This is a genomic window from Streptomyces tatrensis, from assembly GCF_049310065.1.
Taxonomy (GTDB): Bacteria; Actinomycetota; Actinomycetes; order Streptomycetales; family Streptomycetaceae; genus Streptomyces.
The window spans coordinates 20,262-43,539 of sequence record NZ_JBMDLB010000001.1 but is presented as its reverse complement, the minus strand read 5'-3'; the positions used below and the strand labels follow the sequence as shown (position 1 = coordinate 43,539).

Genomic DNA, 23,278 nt, shown 5'->3' with positions numbered 1-23,278 from the left:
GCGGCGTGATGTTTCTCGGGCGAGTGGGAGGGGACGTCACCCCGTGGCATCGGCCCGTGTTCCCGTGCGGTCAGTGGGCTAGGAGCTCGTCGAGGATCCTGTCGATGTCGAGCGCGTCGGACTCGCCGTTTTCGGGCACCGCCTCGTAGGTCTCATCGAGCCACGACGTGACGGGCGCCACGAGGCCTTCGAGGCGTGCGAAGCCGTCGGGGGACTCCAGCTCGATGCTGAAGCTGGGGTCTTGGGTGGCCCCGATCGGGGTGATCTTCACGTCCCCGATGCCGGCGGGTGCCGTCATACCTTGCGCCAGCAGCTCGCGGGCGAACGTCCATAGGACTACCTCGTCGGGCAAGACGTCGAAGGAGAACTGAACGGCGTAAGGGTCGGCGCTCAAGTAGTAGAGCCTCACGGGCACGGGGACTCGTGTGCCGTGCCTGCCCACGAGCGTCATATGGATCTTCTTTTCCAGACCGGGAAAGCCCATGGATGATTCCTGTTCTTCGGCGTTGAGAGCCCGCCGATGACGGCGGGGTGGGGCGGCGGTTGGTAGCAACGCCCTGCAGTACCAAAAGACTACCGCGCTATTTCCATTTAAGCAATATAGAAGTGCCTCCTCTCCCGTCTCTTGGGAACTTCGCCGGCGAGGCGCTGTTTGGGTGCGAAGGCCGGGTGGTGGATCTTGAACGGCAAGATCGGTTCTCGCAGGTCACCATCGGTTCTTGATCACGTCGCGCTTTGAGCCTGATCGGCCGGGGCCGCTGATCATGGCCAATCAGGATCCGATGGACGCCGATCAACCGTCCATTCACCGCAGGGACTCGATGGCCTCCTCCAGCGCGGCCAGGTAGAAGCCGCGAGGCGCGCCGTCGAGTTCCCTGATTCGCTCGGAGGTCAGCTCGACCTGCGCGGCGTCCAGTTCGCGCCGTACGGCTTTGCCGAGCTCCCGGAGACGGTGGATGTCGCTCTTCTCGTCCCAGCGGCCCCAGCGCTCGGCGTCGAGGGCCCGCAGGTGCGCGTGGAGCTGGTCGTAGGTGAGATAGGCCGGGTTCTTCTCGAGCATGAAGGCTCCGCGCAGGACCTGGAGGATCGTCGGCAGTTCCTCGGGCCTGTCGTGGTGTGCAGCGGGTGTGTCAGCGGCCAGGAGGTCCAGGAGTGTCCGCCATTGGGCGTCGAGACTGGCCTCGGAAAGGGTGAACGTGAGGTCGGGCAGGCCCGCGGCCGCGCGCTCGGCGCCGACCTTGGCCGCGTACTCCGCGGTGACTTCGCGGACCTTGTACCGCATCGGGCGGTCAGGCATGCCGGGCAGGCCTTGCGCGTAGATCTGGCCGGCATCGTTGACCTCGGTGTGAGTGGCCGCCCTCAGGAGGTCAGCGCGGTAGCCCTCGGCGAGTGCGCCGGCGCCCAGGAGTTCGGTGACGTCGACGCGGCGGCAGGAACCGAGCAGTTTCCCGGACAGTTTCGGGCCGACCGCCTCGCCTAGCCAGTCTTTGGTGCCGAATTGGCTTCCGCCGATCACCCAGATTCCTTCTTTGCGGCCGACTAGAAGCAGCCGGATGAGCAGGGTCTTCGCCTGGGGCGAGAGCTGGGCCCACTCGTCGACGAAAACGACGATGGCGGGGTGTTCGGGCGAGACGCGCCACTTGTTGCCCCAGCTGTAGCGGGCACGTAGCCGGGCTCGGGCAGAGCACAGTGTGAGGAGGAACTGCAGGGTGGCGACGATCTTGTCGTCATCCATGCAGGCGTCGAGGGTGATTGCCTCGCCGAGGTCCCCGACGCCGGTTCCGACCGGGTCGAGGTTGAAGGCGACGGCGTCGCGGCAGGCGGTGACCACTTCGGCCAGCGCCAGCATGACGCCGCTCTTGCCGGCGCCGGAGTCGGCGACCATCAGAAGCATCAGCCCTGCGAGGGCGAAGGCGAGCTCCCGGGTGTCCATGGAGACGCCGTAGTCAGCTGGCTCGGTGATCGACATGGACAGTGGGGCGCGGTACGGAACGTCGCCGACGAGCTCCGGGCTGAAGGCAGAGCGCTGCATCATGCGGATGGTGCAGGCGTCTCCTGCGTCAGGATCACCTTCGATGAGCAGGCCGTTGCGGCGCAGCTTGAGCAGGGTGATCAGGCCCTTGTAGGTGTCGTCCTTGTTGAGGTCGTCGGGGGTGCCGGTGTTGAACGTGACGCGAGCAGACCATCCCCAGGGTTCCCCGGTGACGTCGGTGACCTGGTCGACGTCCTGGCCTTCGTGCAGGAGGGCGCGGAGCAGGGCTTCGCCGGCTTCTTCGGCGGTGGATGCCTGGGCGATCGGGAAGGGGGTGCGGTCTTCCTCCGGGCCGTCGCCGCCGGGGGCGCCGGCCGTCGTTGCGTCCTCCGGCGCCGGAGGGTCCAGTTCGGGCAGCAGCAGGTCCTCGGGGATGGGACGTTCGACGAGTTCAAGGGGATGGTGGGTCAGCCACCCTCCGCCTATGGCGAGCATCGGGACAGCAGCGAGCAGGCTCGCGGGGACGCTCGCGGCCGCGGTGCCCGCGGCGCCGAGGGCGGGAACGAGGGCGGTGAAGCGGCCGAGTGCCATCAGGGAGCGGGCCCTGCGGATCTGTTCTTGCGACGGCTGGTCGGCTGTGAAGGGGACCGCTTCGAGTGCGGTGAGCCCGTTGCGGTGGCGCCGGATTTCCTGGCTGAGGCTGCGGATCTTCTGCTTTTCGGACGCTTCGATGCCATAGGCGGCCGCGTCTTCGAGTAGGCGGTTGAGCTTCCTCTCACCACGGCGGATGGCGCTTCGTGCTTCGTCCCGGCGGGCTTGGTCCGCTTCCAAGGGCTTGTTGATGATCCTGCGGCGGATCTCATCGTCGGACATGTAGCCGGCGCGTAGCCAGTAGCGGGCTGCGGAGAGGCCGTGTCGCAGGCCGGGGAGAGTGTGTCGGGCGATGGCGGCCGCCGCCGTGTGGGTGCAGTGGGCCACGAGCCGGACTGCGATCCGGAGTCGCTGGCGGATGCCGGGACGAGCCGTGGGTGCCTGCTCTTCTTGCTGGGGGCCGGAGTCCTCATCGTCGACGAGCTCGGCGAACACGAGTTCGCCGTAAGGGGCGAGCTCTGCGCTGTCCGGCGCGGCGTCCTGGGGGCGGCGGTGCATGCGTGTGGGCTCCTCGAGCAGTGGTGCGGGGCGGAAGCGGTCCGCCGCTCACGTGCGGGGCAGGTGCGCGGATCACCGTCGGCGTCAACCGCCGAAGATCCAGAGGCCGACGTTGTTGCCGGTGAGTGTGGTGGCGCTGACGATTACGCCCATGAAGCCGAGTGTGGTGCCGTAGCAGACGGCCGCGACGGTTGCTAAGGCCATCTCCTTCCAGTCCCGGGGCTTCCCTTTCGCGGCGTACAGGCGGATGCCGTACCAGACCAGTCCGCACAATCCGATCCCGGCGCCGCCCGCGGACACGGGGGTTACTGCCGAGCGGGGCGGATTCACGTTGACGGTGGCTCCGGCTACCCCCTCCGCCGCTGTCGCACCTGCCACGTTCATGACCTGGCGCGCGGCGCCGGCGGCCTCACCGAGGACGCCTCCGGAGTTCACCGTGACCAGAAGGACGAAGATGAAGACGAGGAGGAACGTCTTCCACTTCTTGAGGACCTTGTACTTGAAGCCTGCGACGACGGCCGTGGTGGCCATGGCGCCGAACAGCAGTGCGCCGAAGCCGGCGTTGGCGGTCGAATTGTTGAAGAGGTCGATGGAGAGGTACATGCTCAGGCTCCGGTAAGAAGGTGTACGAAGGCGCGCCAGGTGAGGATGGCTGCGCCTGAGATCAGGGCCCAGATCACAGGGCGGGTGATGATCCAGCCGAGGCGGGAGCGTGCGAAGAGCCAGGCGAGCCGTCCTGCGGTCTTGACGGTGGTGATGGCGGCACGGCACACCGTCCCAACCGGACCGCGGACGGCGGTTCCGATGCCGATTGCGCCAATGGCCCCCAGGACGACACCTGCCGTGACCAGGGGTGCCGCCGGCCCCCGGACCGTTGCGGCAGCGGCCACCCAGTGTGAAGCGGGGGCTCCGTGGATGGGCACAAGGTTGGCGACCGCGAGGCACAAGAGGTTTCGGGCAATCTGTAGTCGGCTCCAGTCGACGTCATTGCCGTCGGCATCGGTGTTGTGCGTGCGTTCGATAATGGCGGCGAGCAGGTCGGTCCAGCCCAGCCCGAACGCGGCTCCGGCGAACTTCTCGACACCGCGGCTGAGGACTTCGGTGAGGTCGAGGCCAGTGTCAGCAGGAGTAGGAAGATGGTCTGGCAGCTCGGGAGGTGGGACGGTGCCAGTGACTGCGCAACGCGTCAGGCTGGGGTGGGCCAGAGGGCAGGTGTTGCTGAGTAGGCAGCCCATGCAGCAGCCGGCCGGCGTGCCGAGGGGGGCTGGTTCTCCCTGGTTCTTCGAGACGTTGATGTATGGAGAGGTCATCCGTGGCCACCCGTTTCGGCCGTGGGCGTGGAGGTCGTGCTGGGCCGATGGTGCGTGGATGGGGTCGAGGTGCTGGTGACCACGTACAACCCGGCCCTGCGGCGGTGCGGGGTATCCGTACCGCTCACGACAGGCTCGGTTCGTCCGCTCGGTACGGCGAAGGGTGTGAACGCTCCTCCCTGTCGGCCGTCGGCATGCCGCTGGCCCGGGCTCGCGTCTTCAGCAGCCGGGTTGAAGCCCGGGGGCAGCATGGGCAGGTGGCCGTGCAACGCGTGCGGATCGGCTCCGGTGCTGGTCGGGACGATGGCTGTGGTCGGCTGGGTGGATACGTGGCACAAGTCCGAGCCGTCTGCTCCGGAGCGGTGGGCTTCTCCCTGGCTCGTGGGGCTGCAGGACACGTAGATCGTTTCCTCCCACTGCTGACCTCTCTGTGCGGCGTGCCGTATTTCCTTCTGCCGGCGCGCACGCTTGGCCTGGTCTTCCGTCTGTGCTTCCAGGCGGCTTGCGCGGTCGGTGGCGGACTCCTTGCCTTCGTAATGTGTCTGGGCGAGCCTGTGGTCGTCACTGGCGAACAGCCACTGCAGGCCGATCAGCCGTAGGCGAAGAAGCGGTCGTCCTCGGTCGGGGCGGTGGGTCATGGTGAGCTGGCTCCTGATCTCTGGAGGGGAGTCCCGTCCAGGCCCGGGAAGAGTGGGCCGGCGCTCCCTGTGTGACGCTCTGGGGCCGTCGATGGGCTGGAGCGGATGTTCAGATGCGAGCGAGGTGCTGTCCAAGCTGGTGCAGCGCCTCGGCGTTGAGGTAGTTGGCGAGCTCCAGTGCACGGCTGTCGGCGATCGTGTCCCCGTCCGTGCGGACCTCGTCGGAGATGCTGCGCTTGCTCAGCAGCTGCCGCTTGGCGACGAGGCGTTCCACCGCCGCGCGCTCCTTGGCCTCGAGCACCATCTGCGCTGCCTCGCTTTTCGCACCGCTGGGGCGCTCGTCTTCGTACTGGTCGTTCCGGTGTGCCCGTTCCGCTCCGACCGGGGCATCGCGTTCCCCTGCCCGATCCGTTCCGCTTCGCTCCGCCGTGCGGCCGTCGGGTGTTGCTGCATAGGGTGCGAGTTCTGTTGCCGGGCTGCTCGCACCGGCCGAAGTACGGGCCGATAGGGCGCGATGGAGTGGAACGCGGGGAGTTGCCTGGTCCGTCGTGGGGAAGTCGAGTGGAACGGCGGCTTCGCTCCGGCCTGCTGCTCCGGTGCGTGCTCCGGCGTCTGGGGCTGGTGCCCGCTCTGTTCCGTTCGGCTGTTCCCAGATGGCGCGCCTTGTTCCGTCCGGTGCGTACTCGATCCGGTGGAACAGGGGGATCGCCCCAGGGCCGGCGCCGCCGCCGGCGAAGAGGCTGGCAGTCGGAACGCGGGGGATCACGATGCGGTGCAGGGTCGTCCCGGAACGGAGCGCGTTCCGGTCGGCCAGCTCGGCTCGGGCCGCGTTCCAGGCGCGTTCCAGGGTGGAGAGCGACGCGTTCTCGATCGTCAGGGACCAGGCCGTCCAGGACCGCACTGGGAAGCGGAGCCAGCGGATCAGTCCGATCTTCGGTCGTGCTCGGGAGACCAGCCCTTGCTCGCGCAGGTACTCGCGGTGGACCAGAGAGGCGTACAGCTCCCACAGCACCATGCCGACGATGCTCATCGTCGCGAAGGCGACGGAGGCCTGGGTTGGCCGCCCGCCGGGGCCGCAGTGGTGGGCGTAGTTCATGGCGGCCGCGCCGGCCGCGAACACCCAGGTCATGATCCGGTAGACGGTTCCGGCATCTCCCTGCTGCCTTGCCTGGTGGTACATCCATCCGGTGAAGGCAGTGGTGAGCTCCCACGCGGCGGCGAAGCCGAGGGCGAAGACGGTCCACCACCCAAAGGCGTCCTTGGCGTAGTCGGTCTGGGACCACCAGGCCACGGCCATCGGGGCGAGGATGGGGCCCGAGACCAGGACGCGGCGGGCCTGGTTGCGCACGAGCTCACGTGACCATCGGTGCGTCTGCGCGAGTCGGTGGGCGAGCGTGGGGCGCCCCTTGGACCTCCTGTGTTCGATGCGTTGCATCGCACGCCGGTGGCGACCCTGCTGTCGCACCTCTTTCCGTTCCTGCCTGCGCGCTGGACGCGATCGTGCTCGCGCCCGGGCTTGCGTGGCCTCGGTGAGCAGTCGGTCGGCCTCGTCGCTCTTCTTCGTTGCCTCGACGTGGCGGTGGGTGGCCTGCTCGATCAGGTCTGCGGCTCGCTGCTCAGCGGACGTGACCATCGTTGCCGCGGTCCTGCGCAGGTCCTCGGCGTCGCGGGTGGCGCGCTCCCGCTGTGCTGCGATGTCCAGCATCGCCTGACGGCGCAGTTCCGTGTCGGTGTCCGCCGCTTCCTGGCGGATGCGCGTGGCTTCAGCCTCAGCGCTGCGGAGCCGGCTGGTGGCCTGGGCTGCTTCGAGCCGGGCTGCGCTGCCGAGCTGGTCAGCTTGAATCTTGGCCTCGTCGAGGACTCTGTCGGCACGCTGCTGTGCCGTCTCATCGGTGGTGCGCGCCCGGGTTGCCGCGTCGTCGAGGACACGCTGGGCTTTCGCCTCCGCGGCGCTGATGATCTGGGTCGATTCGCGAAGGGCGGCTTCCTTTGTCGCTGCGGCTTGGTCAGCTGCGCTGGCCGCGGTGATCGAGCTCGCTTCGCGTGTCCGCTGCTGGATCTCCCGTGCCCTGTGTTCCGCCTCCTCGCACACGCGGGTGGCCTGGACGCGGGCGGCAGAGAGACAGGCTTCGGCCTGCGTCATCGCTTCGGTCCTGATTCCCTCGCGCTCTTCCTTCGCCAAGTCGACGATGTCGGCTGCCCGGTCACGGGCGTGCGCGGAGAGCACCAGGACGTCGACTGCTTCCGGGGTGGCGAGCCCCTGGCTGGAGATGTCCGCGGACCGCCAAATGGTCGGGGCCGGCGAGGTCTTCGGGGGCTGGCGCCGCCGGCGACGAGCCTTGCTGCTCACCGTCGTGCTCCTTCTTCGGGGCGTGCGCTGTCCTGATAGGTCTGGCGCGGTGTCTGGGATGGCGTGAGGGGATGGCTGACACTGCGACGGTGGCCTCCTTCCCCGGGCTGGGGCCGACCTTCCGTGCCTGTGCTGCTGGCTGTTCCGGGTCCTGCGCCGCGTCGGCGTCGTAGGGGCCGAAGAGCGCTTGGTCCAGGAAGGCCTCGTTTGCGGTCGGGCCGTCCAAGGGCGGGTTCGTCACGGAGCTCATGAAGTGTTCGTCCGGCGTCCGAGCGCGAAGAGACGGGCGCACATCCCGTGTTTGTGGGCGTCGGCCTGGTCGTCGAATCCGTAGTGGGCGAGCAGGCCAGCGTCGATGGTCAACTGGCAGGTGGCCGGGCGGCGGAGGTGCCCGCTGTGGACGCCGCGTTTGCTTTGGAGGTTGTTCTCGTTCTTCGTGAGTGTCATCGCGTTACTCGCAGAAGTGACAGAACGGGGGAAACGGCAAAGAAGGCGCAGTCGCGCATCGACTGCTGCTCGTAGCCGAGATTGCTCTGCAGGGACACCGTGGAAGTCACTGCGGCGCGATGAGGCGCCCATGACGGACCTGGCAGGCTGCCCCTCCGTGGCCGATGCACCTCGTCAGAGGTCGCCGCGCGGGCGGGGCCGGCTGTTCTCGTCCACGTTGTTCTCCGTCGTGCGGGCCAGCTCCCGCCGCGGGAGCTGGGGCCGGTCGTGAAAGTGCACGCTGGCGGAATCGGCGGCGCTGCCGACGGCGGTCTCCGTCCGTACGGGAGCGGGCTGTTCGAGCCATTGGCGGTAGGCGTCGGCTTCCCTGCGGGCCCGCCCCCACAGGATCAGGAGGACACCCACGAGAGCGTCCAGGCGGGGCTCAGTGCCGTCCTGCGGCAGTCTCAGCAAAGTGACCGGCGTTTCGGCCTTCGCCTGCAGCGCTTGCATCAGGGTGTGGTTGAGGGCGCGGAGCTGGTCGATGTCGGAGGAGGGGGCGGGGGGCGGTGTGCCGTGCTCGGTCATGCCGTCCACCCCGTCACCAGCCGGCGTTCGCGCGTGAGGGTCTGGTAGTCACTGGCGGCTGCCCGGAGGGCGGTGTCCGTCGCATTGCGAACCTCCGGCTTGAGCGACAGCCGCATGTAGGACTGGGCGAGCTTCGTCACCTCGCGGGCCGCGCACAGTCGCTTGGAGCGCTGCTCGGCCGGGCGGGCGTCGAGAGCCTCGGCCTTGGCCAGCCGCTCGCGATGGGCTTTGCCCAGAGCCAGCTGGTCTTCCTCGGTGGCTCCGCCGCGCACCATCAGGTCGCGAGGGTGTTCGGGATAGCGCAGGGCGAGTTCGAGGCAGGCAGCGACGACGGGGCACGGCGCGCAGTATCGGGCGATGGTGCTCTCGCGGCGCCTCTGCCACTCGTCGGTCGGCTCGTCGTCGGCCTGCTGGAAGGCGTCGACGTCTTTCGTGCCACTGCAACGTCCGAGCAGGAGCGCCTCGCTCAGCCTGGGCTCACGCATCTGGCCTGCGATGAGTCGACCGTCGGGGCCGGAGAGGTAGCCCCCATCGGCGAGGGCGGCCACCGAGTACATGCCGGCCAGCGCGGTCGCGATCTCGCCGTCGGTCTCGTCGTCGGTCTCGTGCAGTAACTCGTATGTCGGACTGGTCATTGCGTCGTCTGTCCTTCGTAGGCGGGATCGGGTGGCGGGCATGTTGCATCGCCCGGCGCATCCAATCTGGACTATCTGGAGTACTCCAGGTAGTCCAGATGGTGCAGTGCTTTCCCGATCCCGTCAAGTGGCACTGCCACGACGACAGCCCTGCATGCCCCCGCACTTGCGCGTGCGGCAGTATGTGCCACATGGCCACGACCCCGACCAGCAGGCTCAGTCTCGCCGACCAGCTGCGCGCTGAGATCCTCAACGGCGTACCCGGCCGCGCGCCCGGCACCATCATGTCGGGGCGCCAGCTCGCCGAGCATCTCGGATGCGCACGCAAGACGCTGATCGGGGCCATGCAGATCCTTGAACAGGAGGGCCTGATCAGGCCCGTCCCCAAGGTCGGCTACGTCATTCTTTCGCCGGCTAACGCCTTCGCCGCGCACATCGACGCGGACGGCCGCGTCCGCCCGAACCAAGCGCAGGCCGGCGATACGGTCGAGCTGGTCACCACCACCGTACAAAGGGCGCCCGACGTAGTCGCGGCGGCACTGGGAGGGCCGAAGGAGATGAGCGTCGTCCTGCGCCAGAGTGTCCTCGGGCGAAGCGGCGTTCCTTGGGCGGTGCGCGAGCTGTTCGTTCCGCGGGGTACCGTCGACACCGCAGCCCGGCTCCTGGAGCCAGACCTCGTGGATGAAGCCGCAATCCTCGATGCGGCCGGCCTGGAGGAATCCGGACACCGGCACGTCATCTCAGCTCGGCTGGCGACCGGCCAGGAGACTGCGTTGCTCAAGTCCCGCACGGGTGTCGCACTTTCAGTCCAGCGCGTGAGCTACAGCGGGTCGAAGGCACGGAGTTGCGAGTTCACGATCATCCGCGCAGATAGAGTCACTTTGACCGATCAGTCTGGGAAAGTGCCTAACTATGGCGAATCTGGGGTGGAATGATCCCTGATCAGCGCGATGTACGGCTTGTACCCGTCCATCGACAGGCTGTGCACTTCCGTTGCCGTTGGGGATAGGGTGACCCTCGATTGATCTACTGCTAGCCCTGACAACACGATGCCCCCGGACCTTGAGCAAGTCCGAGGGCGTGTATCGAGTTCGAGAAACCGAATAAGGCGGTGTCTCGTGGTGGAGCGTACCCGCACCCACACGCAATTGCACAGTCAGCCCGGCTTCCTCGCCGCGCCCAAGGCGCCGACGGACCGGGGCTTTTTGCTGTGCGGACACCGCTCATCGCTCACCGCCCTGATCGAGGAGGGCGGGATGTCGTAGAGATGCCGGGCGGGCGCCCCCCAGCAGGGAGCGCTCCTCGCCCTTCTGTGCCGCATCGGAGTTAGCAGCTCCCATGCAGGCCCTCACCGCTCATTCGGAGTTACCAGCCCCGTCGAGCGAAGAACCAGACCGCGAGGTCTGGATGATCACTGCCTCCCAGCAGCAACGGCCCCGAGGGGCCTCATTCATCCCTGGATAGCACCAGGGAGGAACCGGAGTACATCTTGCAGTACCGCGATGCCTTTTGTCAGCTCAGCAGCCCTCCAGGGCCGGCGTTCTCGGCCATTCGTCGATCAATCGCCACCTCCCAGTCACACGACGTGACGGCATTTCGCCCCGGTGTGCCCGAATCGGGAGTCTCGTTCGCTTCTGCTCGTCGCACGGGGAGGGGCCACCTGCCCAGCAGGTCATCGGCGTCCGCACCGTGCCCAGGTGGCACCGCGCGCTGATCCCGCTCCCGCGGTCAAGGTTTGGGTCCAGGTCCCCTTCGTCCTGGTTCGCCTTGGCCACGGGCTGTCCGCGCTCGTCTGCACCGCATGCCGTGCTTCAGGAGGCGCGCGTCCGGCACCTCCGGGTGCACTGATGACGCCGCAGGGCTGACCCCCTCTGATCGCAGCCGAGCGTCTGGTCCTGTCTGCAAGGCCGTCTTCTCCGTCCACCGGAGGAACGGCACCTCGAGCACCCGTCGACGGGTCGTCACCCCGCCGACGACGTGCGGGAGAAGTGTGTCCAGATCTGTAATCCTCACCACCGCCGAGTCGCCCGGTCCGGTCCTGCCACGGCCGACGCCGGCCCATTCCCGCGTGCCCGGCTCGGATCGACCGATACGGCGCCAGCGCGTCAAGGTGCCGATGCGCCTGGTTGAGTGCTCTCACTACGCCGACGTCGCTCTGGCCGTCTACATGAAGATCAAAGCCCTGGGCCAGCGCCCCGAGGGCTGCACTGCCGGGACCACAGTCCTTGCTTCCTACCTCGGGCTTTCGCGCTCGTCCGTCGAGCGTGGCATCGCCCAGCTACGCAGGCCCGGGCCGGATGGCGTGATCGAGCTGCCACTGAACCAGCGTCGCTCTCTGCCAGGTGGTTCCGGTACCACCGCCCGGCGTCGCGTTCGACCCATGCGGCGTGACGAGCGTTTCATCTGGCTGCCCGTCGCCGCCTGTGAAGATCTCAGTCCGCGGGAGCTCCGCGCATTCGCCGTGCTCTCCTTCGCCCAGGCCCAGCGCATCCCGCTCACCGAGGGCGAGCTCGCCGACCACCTGCACCACCACTCCGGTCCTCGTGCCGGCAGCGCACTGTCTGCGTCGGCCGCGGGGAAGGTCGTTGACGCGCTCGAAGGGTCCGGGTGGATCACTGTCCTTCGGCGGAGCGGAGCACAGGGCCGGCATCAGGTCATCGCCCACGACATCCCGTCGGCTCCAGGGGCGCCCGCGCCCGCCACAACGGTGTCAGCGTCTGTGTGCCCTGATGAGGGATCGGGTGTGGCGGCTGATGAAGGATCGCTCGCGTATAGGGAAGACCACAGTATTGACCGACCTGATGACGAGCGACCTTCCTCACCCGCCGTAGGCGAGCTACAGGTAGTAGAGGGCGCTCCTCCTGTGGATAACTCCAGCCTTCTCCACGAGGCAAGTTGTGAAGACGAGGACGACTTCGCGCTCCGCGCGGATGAGGTACTCCCCCACGCCCAGGACGGCCAGACCCTCCGGGCACGCTACAACGGCCCGTCGCTGACCCTGCACCCGCGGATCATCAAGGTTCTCGAGCCGGTGCAGCCGCTGTTCCGGGAGGCGAATACGTTCATGCAGCGGCGGATTGCGCGCGAGGTCGGCCGTCAACTGGACCAAGGCTGTGACTCTGCCCGGCTCCGCCAGCGCCTGACGGCGCGATTCGCCAGCGTGTCCATGACGGACATCAAGGACCCAGCCCGGTGGCTGATGGGCGCGGCTCTTCCGCGCTGGGGGTGCGGTCACCAGAGCTGCGAATCCGGGGTGATGTGGCCAAGCGGCGAGGCCTGCGCGGCCTGCGCCGACATCGTGGCCACCCGCCGGCGGGAGCGCTTGCGGTTCGAGCGGATCGAACTCGGCCAGTGCCCCGATCACGGCCTGGGTGGACCCGGTATGCCCTGCCCGACGTGTTTTGCATCAGGCCCTGGTCACCGATCTCTCGAGCGTGAGGTTCTGGCTTCGCCCCGCCCCACATGCCAAGCCTGCGGGTCCCGAGTTCATCGGCTTGCCCCGGGTCTCGGAGACCCGCTCTGCAAGCCCTGCCGGGAGCAGTTGCCCGCGCCGATCCCACCGCTCGAGCCGGTGTTCCTCCCCACTACGCCCCGATGTGTCGGATGGGCTGCGGAAAGCTGCGACCGACCGGCACTTCCGACGAGAGCTGTGTGCGCTCGACACCGCACCAGACAACTCCTCGCCGAAGAGCCGGGACGATGAGTTGCACTCCGTCCGCCCGCGTGCGCACCGCCGTTCACGAACCACGCTCGGGCCGGCGCTCGCGTGCGCCTGGCCGGGTGACCCGGGCTGCCCGAAGCACCAGCGTCCCTCTGCCGGCCGGCGCACGGTGCGCGCCGGACCGTTCCAGGAGCGCACCTCGCTGTCCGAATGGTGCGCACCTGTTGAGCCCGCAAGTCGATCGCGTGCAGCCAGCGCACCGTGTAGGGCGCCAGGCGCACCGGCGGTCAACCATCCGGAGCACCTTCAACGGATTACCGACGTGACGTCCGGCAGCACTGCCTGAGGGGCGAGGGATCGTCACCATCGGTGAAGAGGATGGGCTTGCTCGACCGTGCTCCGCACGCCGAAGTACCCCTTGTCCAGGTTCGGAGCCGCACGGCTGCCACCCCTTGTCCGAATCTCGGAACGCCTTCTTCCGCCCCTTGTCTGCAGCTGCGGCGTGGTGCGTCGTTCCTTGACCAGGCTCGCTACCGGTCGGCTGGCATCCCGCCTCGGCATGACGCGGCTGGGTGGCGGGGATTCACGACGAGGGGACTGCACCCACGGTTGAGCCGCCTCCGCCATCACATTGTGTTACTGGATGCTGTTGGGCGCTCCCTCGGTCTGGGCCCGCGCAGGCTGGGATGACGTGATGTCGTGCGCCGGCTCTCCCTTCGGCGAGGCGCAGGGTTCCTGGGTGAGGAGCCGCACGGTGCGCCGAAGGAGTCCGCTGGAGCGCCAAGGCTTCCGCGTCCACTGAAGCCCAAGCGCACTGGTGCGCCGGGACGGGCGCACCGTGCACCGCACCCGATCTCGCCTCCGTGCGCCTTGGAGAAAACGTGGGGCGCGCACCGTGCGCGCACCACTAGTGCGTCTGGGCGCCGCGGCGTGCGCCGCACCCGTACCCCTTGTCCGGGTCGCGCACTGGTGCGCGCACCTCGCACCGAGCCCCTTGTCCGGTGCGCCCGGCGCTGCGCGATAGCCACGTTCTGCCTTGACCGTCCGCCTCGGACTGCGCGATCAGACCGCGGACAAGGGGCTTCGAAAGATCGTCAGCGGCATCCCAGCAGATGACGAAGGACGGTCTCGGATGTCGCACCGCACAAGCCACCTCAGCACCCTTTCCGCCTCGGCCACCGACGAGGGCTCCAGCACTCTGCGGAGCCTGAACCACGACTGGGCGGCGCTCTCCAACGACCTCCGCGCCTGCGATCTGGTCGCCACCTGGGCAGCCGAACACACCCTGTTCGCCGGGACCCGAGCCCCTCAGGACGTGGTCGACGCGATCATCGCCCTGTACCGCCGCGGCGCCTGGGAGGAACACGACCAGGCGATGGTGATCCTGCTGCAGCGCGCCAAGGGTGTCGGCGCCGACCAGGACCTGGCCTGGCGGACCGCGGCTCGCGTCATGCTGCCGAAGGTCGTCGCGATGGCCAAGTCACAGCAGCGTGAGGACGCCCGGTGGGACGACACCGTCGCCTCGATGTTCAGCGCGCTCTTCGAAGTCGTGGGCACCTACCCGCTGGAGCGCCGCCCCCGCGGGGTCTTCGCGAACCTCTCGATGGACACCCTCGTCCTCGCGCAGAAGACCATGGCCGCCGACCACGACAACCGCTCGGCGCTGCGGGACATCGGGAACTCGCTGCTGCCCCTCGCCGGCGACCGGTCCGCCGCGCTCATGCCGACCCCCGAGCCTGACCCGGTTACGCAGGTCGCCCTGGCCGACTGCCTCGTGCGCGCCGTCGAGCTCGAGATCGTCAGCAGCGACGAGCCCGAACTCTGCGCCGGGGACCCGCGCGCCGAACTGCTCTCTCTCGTGATGTGGGCGGTCGACATCCAGGCGCTCACGATCTCCGACGCTCAGCGGATCGCGAGCTACTACCTGGAGTCCTCATCTCTGCCCGGGCGCACCCCGCGAACCCGCCGGTCGATGGGCAGCGAAGGTGACCGCCTGCGTCAGCGCGCCAGGCGGGCGGTCCAGCCCCTGCGCCAGGCCGTCCGGTCCGCCGCCTGAACTTTTTCCCCTCCTGCTGTCACACGGCGGCCCAAAAGCACACCTCTACGGGTGATCCGCGCACGGCCACCTGATCACTCGACTTCACGGGAGCAGATCCATGAATGCCGCCCATCCCACCGCAACCAATCCCTCTGCCGGCCTGCTCGCGGACGACGACGAAACCCGCGTGGCCGTCGCCCGCATCACCGCTACCCGCCTGGGCACCGCGCTGGTGCGCGATCCCCTCGACCGCAACGTGCACGACGAGATGCGCCGCTTCCTCGAACACGACTCCGAGCCTGCCCTCACCTCGTGGGAGACGCTGAAGTCCCGGACCCCCGAGCAGCTGAAGGCCCGCATCTCCGCGCTTCTGACGGCCCAGGCCCAGCGGAGCAGCGCGTGAAATGGCGCCGCCCGCGAGAGGGGCGCCCGGACGGCCACAGCGACAAACGTGAACAGCCTGCGAGCGGTGAACCCGACACCGGCGAGATGGAGACCGGGTGGGTCGCCACGACCGTAGCCCTGTCTGGGATGACCACGCTCGTGAGGGCTGGAGCCTGGACCCTGATCGTCTCCGGGCCGCTCCTCGGGCTTCTCGGCTTCCTGAGTTCCCAAGGTCCAGTCCAGGGCGCTCCGGCTCCGACGGTCTCGGCCGCGGCGTCCGCCTCCGACACCGGACCCTCCGGCTTCGCCCAGCTCTACGTGACCGCGTACCTGGAAGCCGGCCGGGGCAGTGAGAGGAGCCTCGCGCCGTACTACTCCGGTTCGGTCACGCTGACCAGCGCGCCCAACTCTCGGGGTTCAAGCCGCACCGTCGCCGTGGCCAGCAGAGAAGTGACGTCCGGCTACTGGAGCGTCACCGTGGCGGCCCGCGTTCTCAACCGGGACGGCAAGGGCACGGTCACGGACGCGGGTCTGCAGTACTTCCAGGTGCCAGTTCAGGTCGTCGGTCCCCCGCCGGCCGGTGGAGCATCGCAGGCTCAGGCGGTTCTCGGGTACGCGGCTACGGATTTGCCTGCGCAGGTAGCGGCGCCGGCGTCGCTCACTCCGAGCGCGCTCGGCTATCCGACCAGCCGCGGCAACAACGCGACGGATCCGGCGAATCAGACCGTCTCCGGATTCCTCAGCGCCTACCTCGCGGGCAAGGGCGACCTCACCCGGTACACCTCTCCCGGAATCACCCTGCTGCCGGTGACCCCAGCCCCCTACGGGGGCGTCAAGATCACCGAACTCTCGGACGACTCCTCGAAGGCCTCCGACAGCGCCGTACCGGGCGACGGCAAGAGCAGGCAGGTGCTGGCGAGGGTCACGGCTACGGACTCCGTGGGCGCCGAGCACCCGATGAGCTACGCGCTGACCCTGCGATCGCGCGGAGGGCGATGGGAAGTCGCATCGCTCCAAGCCGCGCCGGTCCTCCAGGCCGGCAGCGAGCCGGTGCTGCCCACGGCGCCGACCTCCATGAACTCCGACGCCCCGCCTTCCGCAGGAACCCAGGCCCCCGCCTCGCCGACGCCCACAGCTTCCTGACCTCAACACCCAACGGAGGAAACCATCGTGTACACCACTGGCCCCGACACCGTCGTCCTGGCGGGGGACATCCTCACCTGGGCCGACACCAAAACCACCGCTGTAGGCAACCTCGTGACCGCCGTTGCAGCGGTCATGGTGGTCATCGCCATCATCAGCGCCTACTGGCGGACGAAGTCCTGGGTCGCCACCGCCGTGGCCTTCCTCCTGGGTGCCCTCGTCCTCTGGGGCATCGCGAACATGCCGTCGCTGCAGGGCAAGGTCGGGTCGGAGATCAATTCGGTCGGCACCCGCACCGTGCAGGTTCTCGATTTTCCGGCCATCGATGACGGCCTGGTGCGGTGAGCGCCGACGAGGAGGAGCTGATCGGCCACTCGTACACCCGGGCCCGCAGGCACCCCTTGGTCATCGGAAAACTGCCGGGAGCCGGCCGCCTTCCGGGCGGCCCGTACACCGTCACCCAGATCGTGACGATGGCAGGAACGTTTCTGTTTCTGGTTCTCACCCGCCAGCTGTGGGCGTACTTCGGCATCGGAAACGCCTTCATCATGATCGCCGCTCCGTGGGGCTTGGCCTGGATCCTGCGCTACGCACGTCTCGACGGACGTGATCCCGCCCGTGCCGTGCGGAGTCTGATGATCTACGCCTCCGCCCCGAGCGGGGGCCGGCTCGGCGGCAAGCCTCAGCGCCGGATCCGTCCACGGCTCGCCATAGGCCGGTGCACGATCCGCCTTTCCGACCCGTCCATCGGGCCGGCCCCGACAGCTGGTGCGGAAGCCGTTGATGAACGGGCGTCCACACCGACACACGGGGGCACCACGCAGCGCGGCGCTTCGGCAGCGACCACCCCCATGCAGCCCGGCCCGGCCGCAGGCCTCCCTGCGGCCGGGGCCGGCCCGCGGCCACAGGCCCGCACCGGGCTGCAGGCCCTACTCGCCTCACTCGAAGAGCGCTGAGCCCCAACAAGGACATCCACGAACTGCGTAAGGACTTGCCATGCGTCTGCCCATCCGGCACGTCAGCGGCCATCTGATCTGGACAAAGCACGCTGCCGTGTGGGGCGTGTGGAAGGTCGACAGTGAGAACTACACCCATGCCTCCAGGGCGACAAAGCGAGCGCGTCTCGACGCGCTCGAAGCCCTGTTCAAGTCGTTGCGCGGCGAGGTACTCCTGCTCTCCCTGTGCCCGCAGGTGGACGCCGCCTCCGTCGTCACCCGCATGACCTCGGGCGTTGATCTCGACAAGTCCCCCGACTACATAGACCTCGCGCTCAAAGTCCTTGACCAGCTGGAGGAGTGGGACCTCACCGGGCGCGTCGACTTCATCGCCATGCCGCTGGTGAACGCCGACTTCAAGCAGACGGCGAAGGCCACGGCTTCCTCCGCCCACGCCGAACTCCTGGCCACGCTCGGCCTGCCAGTCCCGCCGGTCAGCCGGGCCGAGGAGGAAGTCCGCTTCAGCCAGGCACGCCGGCTTTCCGCCGCATGGCCGACCGGCATCAAGCTGCGACCGGCCACCGAAAGCGAAATCCTGTGGATCTACGGACACAGTGCGCGCCGCGGAATCAGCGAGCCGATGCTGCCGGAGGAAGGTACCCCCCGAGCCCTTCGCGGCCGCGGGCACACCACCACCGCCCACACGCAGGTGGTCCTCGACGAGGGCGGCCGCGGTGACCGCTCTTCCAAGGCCCCGGCCAACCCCTTCCGCCGCCGCTACCTGAAGGCGAGCAGCGAGCACGGCGACAGCTACCAGGCCTTCTCCGTCCTGTCCGAGATGCCGGAGGCCTTCATCTTCCCCGGATCGGAATACCTGTCCGCCCTGGATGACTTCGGCTTCGCCGTCGACTGGGCCGTGCGCATGCACATCGAGCCCGGGGCGAAGGCAGAGCCCAGGAGCCGCCGCCAGCAGCGTGAACTTGCGCACCAGCGCGGTGAGTACGACGGCGAGACCGCCGGCGTGCCCGCATCCCTGGACAAGGCGAGTTTCGCCCTGGACGAGTACCGCGACCGACTCACCGCTTCCGCCACCGAGGTCGAGATACGGGCAACCGTCATGACCTGCGTGTGGGGCGCCGACGCCGACGAGGCCGACGCAAAGGCCTCGGCCCTGGCCAACCATTTCGGAGGAAATGACTACACATTGACCCGGCCGGTCGGCGACCAGGAAAGCCTCTTCCACGCCATGCTGCCTGGCGTACCGACACCGAAGCCGGTCCTGGACTACACCCAGTACCTCCTCGCCCGCGACTTCGCCATGGCCCTCCCCTTCTGCGGCGCAGCCCTGGGCGACGACACGGGAAACCTCTACGGCCTGCAGCTCAACGGCGGAGGAGTCCGCCCCGTCCTCGTGGACTTCAGCCACGGACCGCGGGTCAACGCCTCCGCCTCGGCCGCCTTCGTCGGCGAGCTCGGGTCAGGCAAGAGCGTGGCCATGAAATCCGCGATGTACGGAATCCTGTCCACCGGCCACCGGACGAACACCGTGGGCAGCCGCGGACGTGCGCTGGTTATCGACCGGACCCCGCAGCAGGAGTGGTCCCGCTTTGCCTCTGCCTGCCCGGGCAGCACTCAGATCATCCGCGTCGACGAGACCGCCGGCATTTCCCTCGACCCCCTGCGGGTGTTCCGCGGCCCGCGGGCCGCGCGCTACTGCGAAAGCTTCCTGACCCCGCTCCTGGACATCGGCTCCATGAGCGTCGAGGGCGTCACCCTCGCCGAGGCCATCGAGACCACCCGGCTCGGCCCGAATCCCAGCATGACCACCCTCGTCGAGAACCTCGCCCTGCGCGCCAAGACGCCCGACCCCGACGAGCCCAACGACAACAACGTCCGCGCCGCCGCCTCGGAACTCGTACGCACACTCCGCGCCCTGGCCAAGAAGGACCTGGGCCGGGTCATCTTCGACCCGACCCTGCCGGTCGTGCAGATCACCGACGCCGACTCCATCGTCTTCGCCGTTGACCGGATCGGGCTGCCCACCAAGGAGGAACTCAGCGAGCACCGCCTGCCCAGTCTCGAGATCGAAAAGCGCATGGGCTGGCGCCTGATGTACCTGATCACCGCACTGTGCCGCGAGGTCGCCTTCTCTAGTTCCAACGAATTCTGCGGCGTGTTCCTGGACGAGTGCTGGTGGCTCACCTCCAGTGCGGAGGGCTCCAACCTCCTCCTGGAGCTCATCGCCGACGGACGCAAGCACTTCGCCGGCGCCTTCGCCGGATCCCACGACCCGTACGACATCGGCCCGAAGAGCGAGATCGGCGACAAGATCCGCGCCCTGCTCTCCCACGTCTTCGTCTTCCGCCACCGCGGCAAGACGCTGGCAGCCCGCTGCCTGGAATTCCTCGACCTGGACCCCACCGACGAGCAGATGATCAAGCTCATCACCGAGAACCTCAGCCCGATCAACCTCTCCGACACCGAACGGATCCTGCGCGCCGGCGAATGCATCTACCGGGACCTGCGCCGACGCATCGGCGGAATGAAAGTCTTGATCCCGGCCGACGAGCACGCAGCCGACGCCATCCTGACGACCCCAGGGCAGACCACCAAGGACGAGAGCTCCTTCGAGGAGAGCTACGTATGAGCGCCCGCGCGCGCGCAGGCCGCCGCGGAGGGCCGACGTGGCACCTGCGTTGGCTGGTAGTCATCGTCGTCGCTCTCCTGGCTGCCCTCTCAACCACGGTCGCCGCCGCCGATCCCTCACCCACACCGCCCGGACCTGAGCCGAGCATTTCCGCCACGCCTCCTCCTGCCCCTACTCCCATGCCCGGTCCGGCAACACCCCCGAAGGACGCCAGCGACGGACTCCTCCAGCCGTTCAACGTGACTGACGAATTCGGTGTCCCCATCTCCGCGTACACGGTCAGGGCAGACTCCGGCGACTGGAACGACATCGATCTGAAGATTTGGAACGTACTGGCACAGCTCTTCTTCGGCGTCGCAAAATGGTTCATCGGATTCTCCTGCTGGTTGATCGATTGGGTCCTCGAGTTCGGCCCGGCAAAAATCTTGGTGAAACCGGCCGACGAAATCGCCGGCACCATCCGAGACCATGTAATCAATCGACTCGGGTTGCCCGGCCTGTTCCTGATGTTCGCCGCCTTGTATGCGGGCTGGAACATCATGTTCAAGCAGCGGGCCCGTGGATTCGCCGAAGCGGCCATGTCCCTCGTGATCGCTGCTATAGCCACCACACTGCTGGTCTCTCCCGCACAAATTCTCCTCGGCAACCACGAACAGTCCACTCCTGGCGGAAGCTCCATGCTCCTGTCGGAGGAAGGGTTGATCGGCGGCGCCAGGGACCTGTCCTTGCAGGTTTCGGCTGTCATCCTTTCGAACGACCCGAGGGCGACCGAAGCAAAGCCTGAAACCGTCAGCAAACCCATCACTGACGCCCTCGTCGACGCCTTCATCGTCAAGCCCACACAGCTCATGCTCTACGGCGAGATTTTCAAAGAAGAGGACTGCGCGCGAGCCTTCGCGGAATACAAGCTCGTCGAATACAACTGGTCGCAATCCGGAAAAGCTCTCTTTGGGCCTGAAGCACTCGTCCCCGGAGTGACCAGCTTCGAGGAGGTCGGCGAAGCCAGCGAACGGTTCGGCGCGATTTGCAAACAGGGCGACAGGGAAGTCCTGGACACCAAAAAGGCGTCAGCAGACATGGCCTTCAGTGCCATTTTCGTGGCCTTGGCCGCCATCATCGTGTCCGTCCTGATGTGCCTGGTCGCCGGCGGGTTCCTCGTGGCCCAGGGCTGGATCGCCTTCGAGGCCATCCGCGGACACTGGGCGCTGTGCGTCGGCATTCTCCCTGGGGGCGGACGGGCCGTTCTGTGGCGCTGGGTCGCCGCGATCACCAAGGCCGTAGTCGCAGTCGTGTTGTCGATCCTGTTCCTGGCGATCTTCATTCTGATCATCCTCGCCTTGGTCAAGGCGCAGACCGGATCGATCCTTGCCGTCAAGTTCCTCTCGATCGACATCGCAGCGCTCGCGGGACTGGCCGGCCACAAGAAGATCAAGGAAACAGCGCGACAGATCTCCGTCAACCTCAACCGCCGACTCCACAACGCACGCATCGGCGGCAGCCGTAGGTCCGTGTTCAGCAGCTACGGCCGATTCGGCGAAACCGCCCCTGGACTCAAGCAGGTGTGGGGCGACGCACGCGGGGAGGCCAGCAAGGTCACCAAACCCCTCGGCGCGATCGGTCGAACCGCCAAGCAGCTGTGGACCGGATCGCCGCAGGGCGGCAAGAAGGGCGGCCGGCTCAGGGCCGCCGCCCGAATCGCCGGCAACGCGGCCGCAGTCGTCGGCACCGGGGGCGCTGCCGCCGCGGGGAAGCTGGCCCTGCAGAACGCGGCCAAGCAGACACTCAAGAAGCGGCTCGCCAGTGCCGCCGCCAACAAGTTGTCCCAGACCCGCGGCGGTCGCGCCACGATGGCAACCGGCAAAGCCGCCTTGATAGCCGGCAAGTACGGGGGCAAGGCCGTGGTCAAGGCCGGAAAGTTCGGCTTCATGGCCACCCTCGGAGCTCCCGTCGGTATTCCGCGCGCTGTCGCCGCGACGAAGCGCGGCGCCCAAGGAGCCATGGCCCGGGCGACCGCGGTCAAGGACGACCTCGTGGCAGCCAAGGACCGGGGATTCGCCCACGCCGACAGAAAATGGGGTGAGGCGGCTGAATTCGGACAGGAGTGGAAGCGCAATTCGGGGACCGCGTTGAGGTTCGCTGGCCGGCACGCCGCAAACGCGCAGATCGGTCTGGCACAGCCGTTGCTGCCCCCCACGCCCAGCACGCCGGGAGGCAGGCCCGCCGTCGTTGCTGGCCGCATTCCCGGCGGCCCGAACCCGCCCTCCCCCACGCGCCTTTCCCCGCTGCCCTCTACACCCGGGAGTCGGACGAGACGTCCTTCGGTGGCCGCCAGCGCGCCCTCCACCAGCACCCCGGCGCCTGCGAGTGCACCTGCTCCCGCCTCGATTCCGGTGGTCCCCGCGGCAGCACCGGGCCGGCCCCGGCCCACACCAGTGACCAACCCGTCCGTCGGCATCTCCTCGGCGCCTGCGTCAGCCTCTGGTCCCGCCTCGATTCCGGTGCTGCCAGCGCCACCGGGCCGGCCCACGCCCGTGGACATCGTGTCCGCCAGTAGCGATGCGACGCCGGCCAAAGAGGTTGCGAGACCTCGCCCCCGTCGCGTCACGCGTCCAGCTGGGCCGGCGACGCCGACCAGCTGACACGTCCTGTGAGGAGCTGCCGCGGAGCACCGCGGCGGTTCCTCACATCTGTCTTTCGCCTACCCGCATATGCCGACCGAATTCCGGGGGACCCCTATGCCGCGTATCCGGCGTGAACACGACCACCGCTTCGGCACAGCGGTGATCACGGTCGTTGCCTTGATGCTCGCCGTCCTCGGCGCCGTCCTGCTCACCTGGTCCTCAGGCAAGAAGGAGGCAGCCATATCCCTCCCGGAGGCATCGACCGCTGCCGCCACTGGTCATGGCGCGGCTCCAGTACCTGCACAGTCGTCGTCTCCCATCTCAGTGCCTTCCCCTGATGCACCAGCTCGCGACGAACCGCCCACACCCGTGGTCCCCGAAGAACTGTCCGTCCTTGCACGGAACTTCGTGGAAGCCTGGGCGAGTCACGACGCCCGGCACGGCAAGGACTCCTCGTACGGCGAGGCCGGAAGACGCGCCGCTGCCCTGGCATCGCCGGCGCTGGCCAATCAACTCACTGCTTCGCAGTCCAGATCCGCACGACAGTGGAAGACCTGGACCGATGCGCAGGCTCAGGTCACAGCCACTGTCAACGACGTCGTGATCCCCGACGGCGCGCCCGCCCCGACTGCAGAACACGCTTACCTGCGCGCGCTCTACACCGTCACCACCACCACAGCCGGTGCACCACCCACCGCCAACGAAGAGCACCTCGCGCTCGAAATGCGGCGCAATCCGTCAGGCGCCTGGTGCGTCGCCTCCCTGCCCTTCGCGTGACGGA

General features: G+C 68.0%; 21 protein-coding genes. 10 read left to right on the top strand and 11 right to left on the bottom strand.

Features of this window, described 5'->3' with window-relative positions:
• Positions 1 to 70 precede the first annotated feature (70 nt).
• From ACODT5_RS00195 to ACODT5_RS00155, 9 genes are all read right to left on the bottom strand, one after another.
• Positions 71 to 484: an SsgA family sporulation/cell division regulator gene (locus ACODT5_RS00195; protein WP_422517078.1), complete on the bottom strand. Its 414-nt coding sequence runs from the start codon at positions 482 to 484 to the stop codon at positions 71 to 73.
• A 321-nt stretch (positions 485 to 805) separates the two neighbouring features.
• On the bottom strand, positions 806 to 3,121 hold the full coding sequence (locus ACODT5_RS00190) for a hypothetical protein (RefSeq protein ID WP_422517077.1): 2,316 nt from the start codon (positions 3,119 to 3,121) through the stop codon (positions 806 to 808).
• A gap of 84 nt (positions 3,122 to 3,205) precedes the next feature.
• Positions 3,206 to 3,724, bottom strand: coding sequence for a hypothetical protein (locus ACODT5_RS00185; RefSeq protein WP_422517076.1), 519 nt, complete (start codon positions 3,722 to 3,724; stop codon positions 3,206 to 3,208).
• Positions 3,725 to 3,726: 2 nt separating this feature from the next.
• Positions 3,727 to 4,431 (bottom strand): hypothetical protein, encoded by a 705-nt coding sequence (locus tag ACODT5_RS00180; RefSeq protein WP_422517075.1) that lies wholly within the window; start codon positions 4,429 to 4,431, stop codon positions 3,727 to 3,729.
• Entirely contained in the window at positions 4,428 to 5,069 is a 642-nt protein-coding gene (locus ACODT5_RS00175) for a hypothetical protein (RefSeq protein ID WP_422517074.1), read from the bottom strand. Before ACODT5_RS00175 ends, ACODT5_RS00180 begins: the two co-directional genes overlap by 4 nt.
• Positions 5,070 to 5,178: 109 nt before the next feature.
• Complete coding sequence (locus tag ACODT5_RS00170) at positions 5,179 to 7,419, bottom strand: coiled-coil domain-containing protein (protein WP_422517073.1); 2,241 nt, start codon at positions 7,417 to 7,419, stop codon at positions 5,179 to 5,181.
• 246 nt (positions 7,420 to 7,665) lie between these two features.
• Entirely contained in the window at positions 7,666 to 7,866 is a 201-nt protein-coding gene (locus ACODT5_RS00165) for a hypothetical protein (RefSeq protein WP_422517072.1), read from the bottom strand.
• Positions 7,867 to 8,040: 174 nt separating this feature from the next.
• On the bottom strand, positions 8,041 to 8,433 hold the full coding sequence (locus ACODT5_RS00160; protein WP_422517071.1) for a hypothetical protein: 393 nt from the start codon (positions 8,431 to 8,433) through the stop codon (positions 8,041 to 8,043).
• Positions 8,430 to 9,068 (bottom strand): WhiB family transcriptional regulator, encoded by a 639-nt coding sequence (locus ACODT5_RS00155; protein WP_422517070.1) that lies wholly within the window; start codon positions 9,066 to 9,068, stop codon positions 8,430 to 8,432. The genes ACODT5_RS00160 and ACODT5_RS00155 overlap by 4 nt, the downstream gene beginning before the upstream one ends.
• A 191-nt stretch (positions 9,069 to 9,259) precedes the next feature.
• Between ACODT5_RS00155 and ACODT5_RS00150 the strand changes: the two genes are divergently transcribed.
• Positions 9,260 to 10,003, top strand: coding sequence for a GntR family transcriptional regulator (locus ACODT5_RS00150; RefSeq protein ID WP_422517069.1), 744 nt, complete (start codon positions 9,260 to 9,262; stop codon positions 10,001 to 10,003).
• Between the two features lie 183 nt (positions 10,004 to 10,186).
• Positions 10,187 to 10,333 carry a hypothetical protein gene (locus ACODT5_RS00145; RefSeq protein WP_422517068.1) on the top strand — a complete coding sequence of 49 codons (147 nt, stop codon included), beginning with the start codon at positions 10,187 to 10,189 and terminating at the stop codon, positions 10,331 to 10,333.
• Between the two features lie 1,013 nt (positions 10,334 to 11,346).
• Here the strand turns inward: ACODT5_RS00145 and ACODT5_RS00140 are convergent.
• Both ACODT5_RS00140 and ACODT5_RS00135 read right to left on the bottom strand, forming a co-directional pair.
• Positions 11,347 to 11,598 carry a hypothetical protein gene (locus ACODT5_RS00140; protein WP_422517067.1) on the bottom strand — a complete coding sequence of 84 codons (252 nt, stop codon included), beginning with the start codon at positions 11,596 to 11,598 and terminating at the stop codon, positions 11,347 to 11,349.
• A gap of 306 nt (positions 11,599 to 11,904) precedes the next feature.
• Entirely contained in the window at positions 11,905 to 12,177 is a 273-nt protein-coding gene (locus ACODT5_RS00135) for a hypothetical protein (RefSeq protein ID WP_422517066.1), read from the bottom strand.
• Between the two features lie 1,684 nt (positions 12,178 to 13,861).
• On the opposite strand from ACODT5_RS00135, the gene ACODT5_RS00130 reads away from it, so the two are divergent.
• The 8 genes from ACODT5_RS00130 to ACODT5_RS00095 all read left to right on the top strand — a co-directional run bounded on the left by ACODT5_RS00130 (position 13,862) and on the right by ACODT5_RS00095 (position 23,274).
• Positions 13,862 to 14,785, top strand: coding sequence for a P-loop NTPase family protein (locus ACODT5_RS00130; RefSeq protein ID WP_422517065.1), 924 nt, complete (start codon positions 13,862 to 13,864; stop codon positions 14,783 to 14,785).
• Positions 14,786 to 14,885: 100 nt separating this feature from the next.
• A complete protein-coding gene (locus tag ACODT5_RS00125) occupies positions 14,886 to 15,170 on the top strand; it encodes a hypothetical protein (protein ID WP_422517064.1) in 285 nt (94 codons plus the stop codon).
• 128 nt (positions 15,171 to 15,298) lie between these two features.
• Positions 15,299 to 16,294: a conjugal transfer protein gene (locus tag ACODT5_RS00120; protein ID WP_422517063.1), complete on the top strand. Its 996-nt coding sequence runs from the start codon at positions 15,299 to 15,301 to the stop codon at positions 16,292 to 16,294.
• Positions 16,295 to 16,321: 27 nt separating this feature from the next.
• Positions 16,322 to 16,639, top strand: coding sequence for a hypothetical protein (locus ACODT5_RS00115; RefSeq protein ID WP_422517062.1), 318 nt, complete (start codon positions 16,322 to 16,324; stop codon positions 16,637 to 16,639).
• Positions 16,636 to 17,250, top strand: coding sequence for a hypothetical protein (locus ACODT5_RS00110; RefSeq protein WP_422517061.1), 615 nt, complete (start codon positions 16,636 to 16,638; stop codon positions 17,248 to 17,250). Before ACODT5_RS00115 ends, ACODT5_RS00110 begins: the two co-directional genes overlap by 4 nt.
• 40 nt (positions 17,251 to 17,290) lie before the next feature.
• Positions 17,291 to 19,876: an ATP-binding protein gene (locus ACODT5_RS00105; protein ID WP_422517060.1), complete on the top strand. Its 2,586-nt coding sequence runs from the start codon at positions 17,291 to 17,293 to the stop codon at positions 19,874 to 19,876.
• Between the two features lie 239 nt (positions 19,877 to 20,115).
• Positions 20,116 to 22,515 (top strand): hypothetical protein, encoded by a 2,400-nt coding sequence (locus tag ACODT5_RS00100; protein WP_422517059.1) that lies wholly within the window; start codon positions 20,116 to 20,118, stop codon positions 22,513 to 22,515.
• A 69-nt stretch (positions 22,516 to 22,584) separates the two neighbouring features.
• Positions 22,585 to 23,274, top strand: a complete 690-nt coding sequence (locus tag ACODT5_RS00095; protein ID WP_422517058.1) for a hypothetical protein — start codon at positions 22,585 to 22,587, stop codon at positions 23,272 to 23,274.
• Positions 23,275 to 23,278 lie beyond the last annotated feature (4 nt).

What these genes read in the sequence shown, in the direction of transcription:
- ACODT5_RS00125 (WP_422517064.1), top strand. Translation starts at nt 14,886, where the DNA reads ATGAATGCCGCCCATCCCACCGCAACCAATCCCTCTGCCGGCCTGCTC.
- ACODT5_RS00155 (WP_422517070.1), bottom strand. Translation starts at nt 9,068, where the DNA reads ATGACCAGTCCGACATACGAGTTACTGCACGAGACCGACGACGAGACC.
- ACODT5_RS00095 (WP_422517058.1), top strand. Translation starts at nt 22,585, where the DNA reads ATGCCGACCGAATTCCGGGGGACCCCTATGCCGCGTATCCGGCGTGAA.
- ACODT5_RS00180 (WP_422517075.1), bottom strand. Translation starts at nt 4,431, where the DNA reads ATGACCTCTCCATACATCAACGTCTCGAAGAACCAGGGAGAACCAGCC.
- ACODT5_RS00120 (WP_422517063.1), top strand. Translation starts at nt 15,299, where the DNA reads ATGACCACGCTCGTGAGGGCTGGAGCCTGGACCCTGATCGTCTCCGGG.
- ACODT5_RS00190 (WP_422517077.1), bottom strand. Translation starts at nt 3,121, where the DNA reads ATGCACCGCCGCCCCCAGGACGCCGCGCCGGACAGCGCAGAGCTCGCC.
- ACODT5_RS00150 (WP_422517069.1), top strand. Translation starts at nt 9,260, where the DNA reads ATGGCCACGACCCCGACCAGCAGGCTCAGTCTCGCCGACCAGCTGCGC.
- ACODT5_RS00165 (WP_422517072.1), bottom strand. Translation starts at nt 7,866, where the DNA reads ATGACACTCACGAAGAACGAGAACAACCTCCAAAGCAAACGCGGCGTC.
- ACODT5_RS00160 (WP_422517071.1), bottom strand. Translation starts at nt 8,433, where the DNA reads ATGACCGAGCACGGCACACCGCCCCCCGCCCCCTCCTCCGACATCGAC.
- ACODT5_RS00105 (WP_422517060.1), top strand. Translation starts at nt 17,291, where the DNA reads ATGCGTCTGCCCATCCGGCACGTCAGCGGCCATCTGATCTGGACAAAG.
- ACODT5_RS00195 (WP_422517078.1), bottom strand. Translation starts at nt 484, where the DNA reads ATGGGCTTTCCCGGTCTGGAAAAGAAGATCCATATGACGCTCGTGGGC.
- ACODT5_RS00185 (WP_422517076.1), bottom strand. Translation starts at nt 3,724, where the DNA reads ATGTACCTCTCCATCGACCTCTTCAACAATTCGACCGCCAACGCCGGC.
- ACODT5_RS00175 (WP_422517074.1), bottom strand. Translation starts at nt 5,069, where the DNA reads ATGACCCACCGCCCCGACCGAGGACGACCGCTTCTTCGCCTACGGCTG.
- ACODT5_RS00130 (WP_422517065.1), top strand. Translation starts at nt 13,862, where the DNA reads ATGTCGCACCGCACAAGCCACCTCAGCACCCTTTCCGCCTCGGCCACC.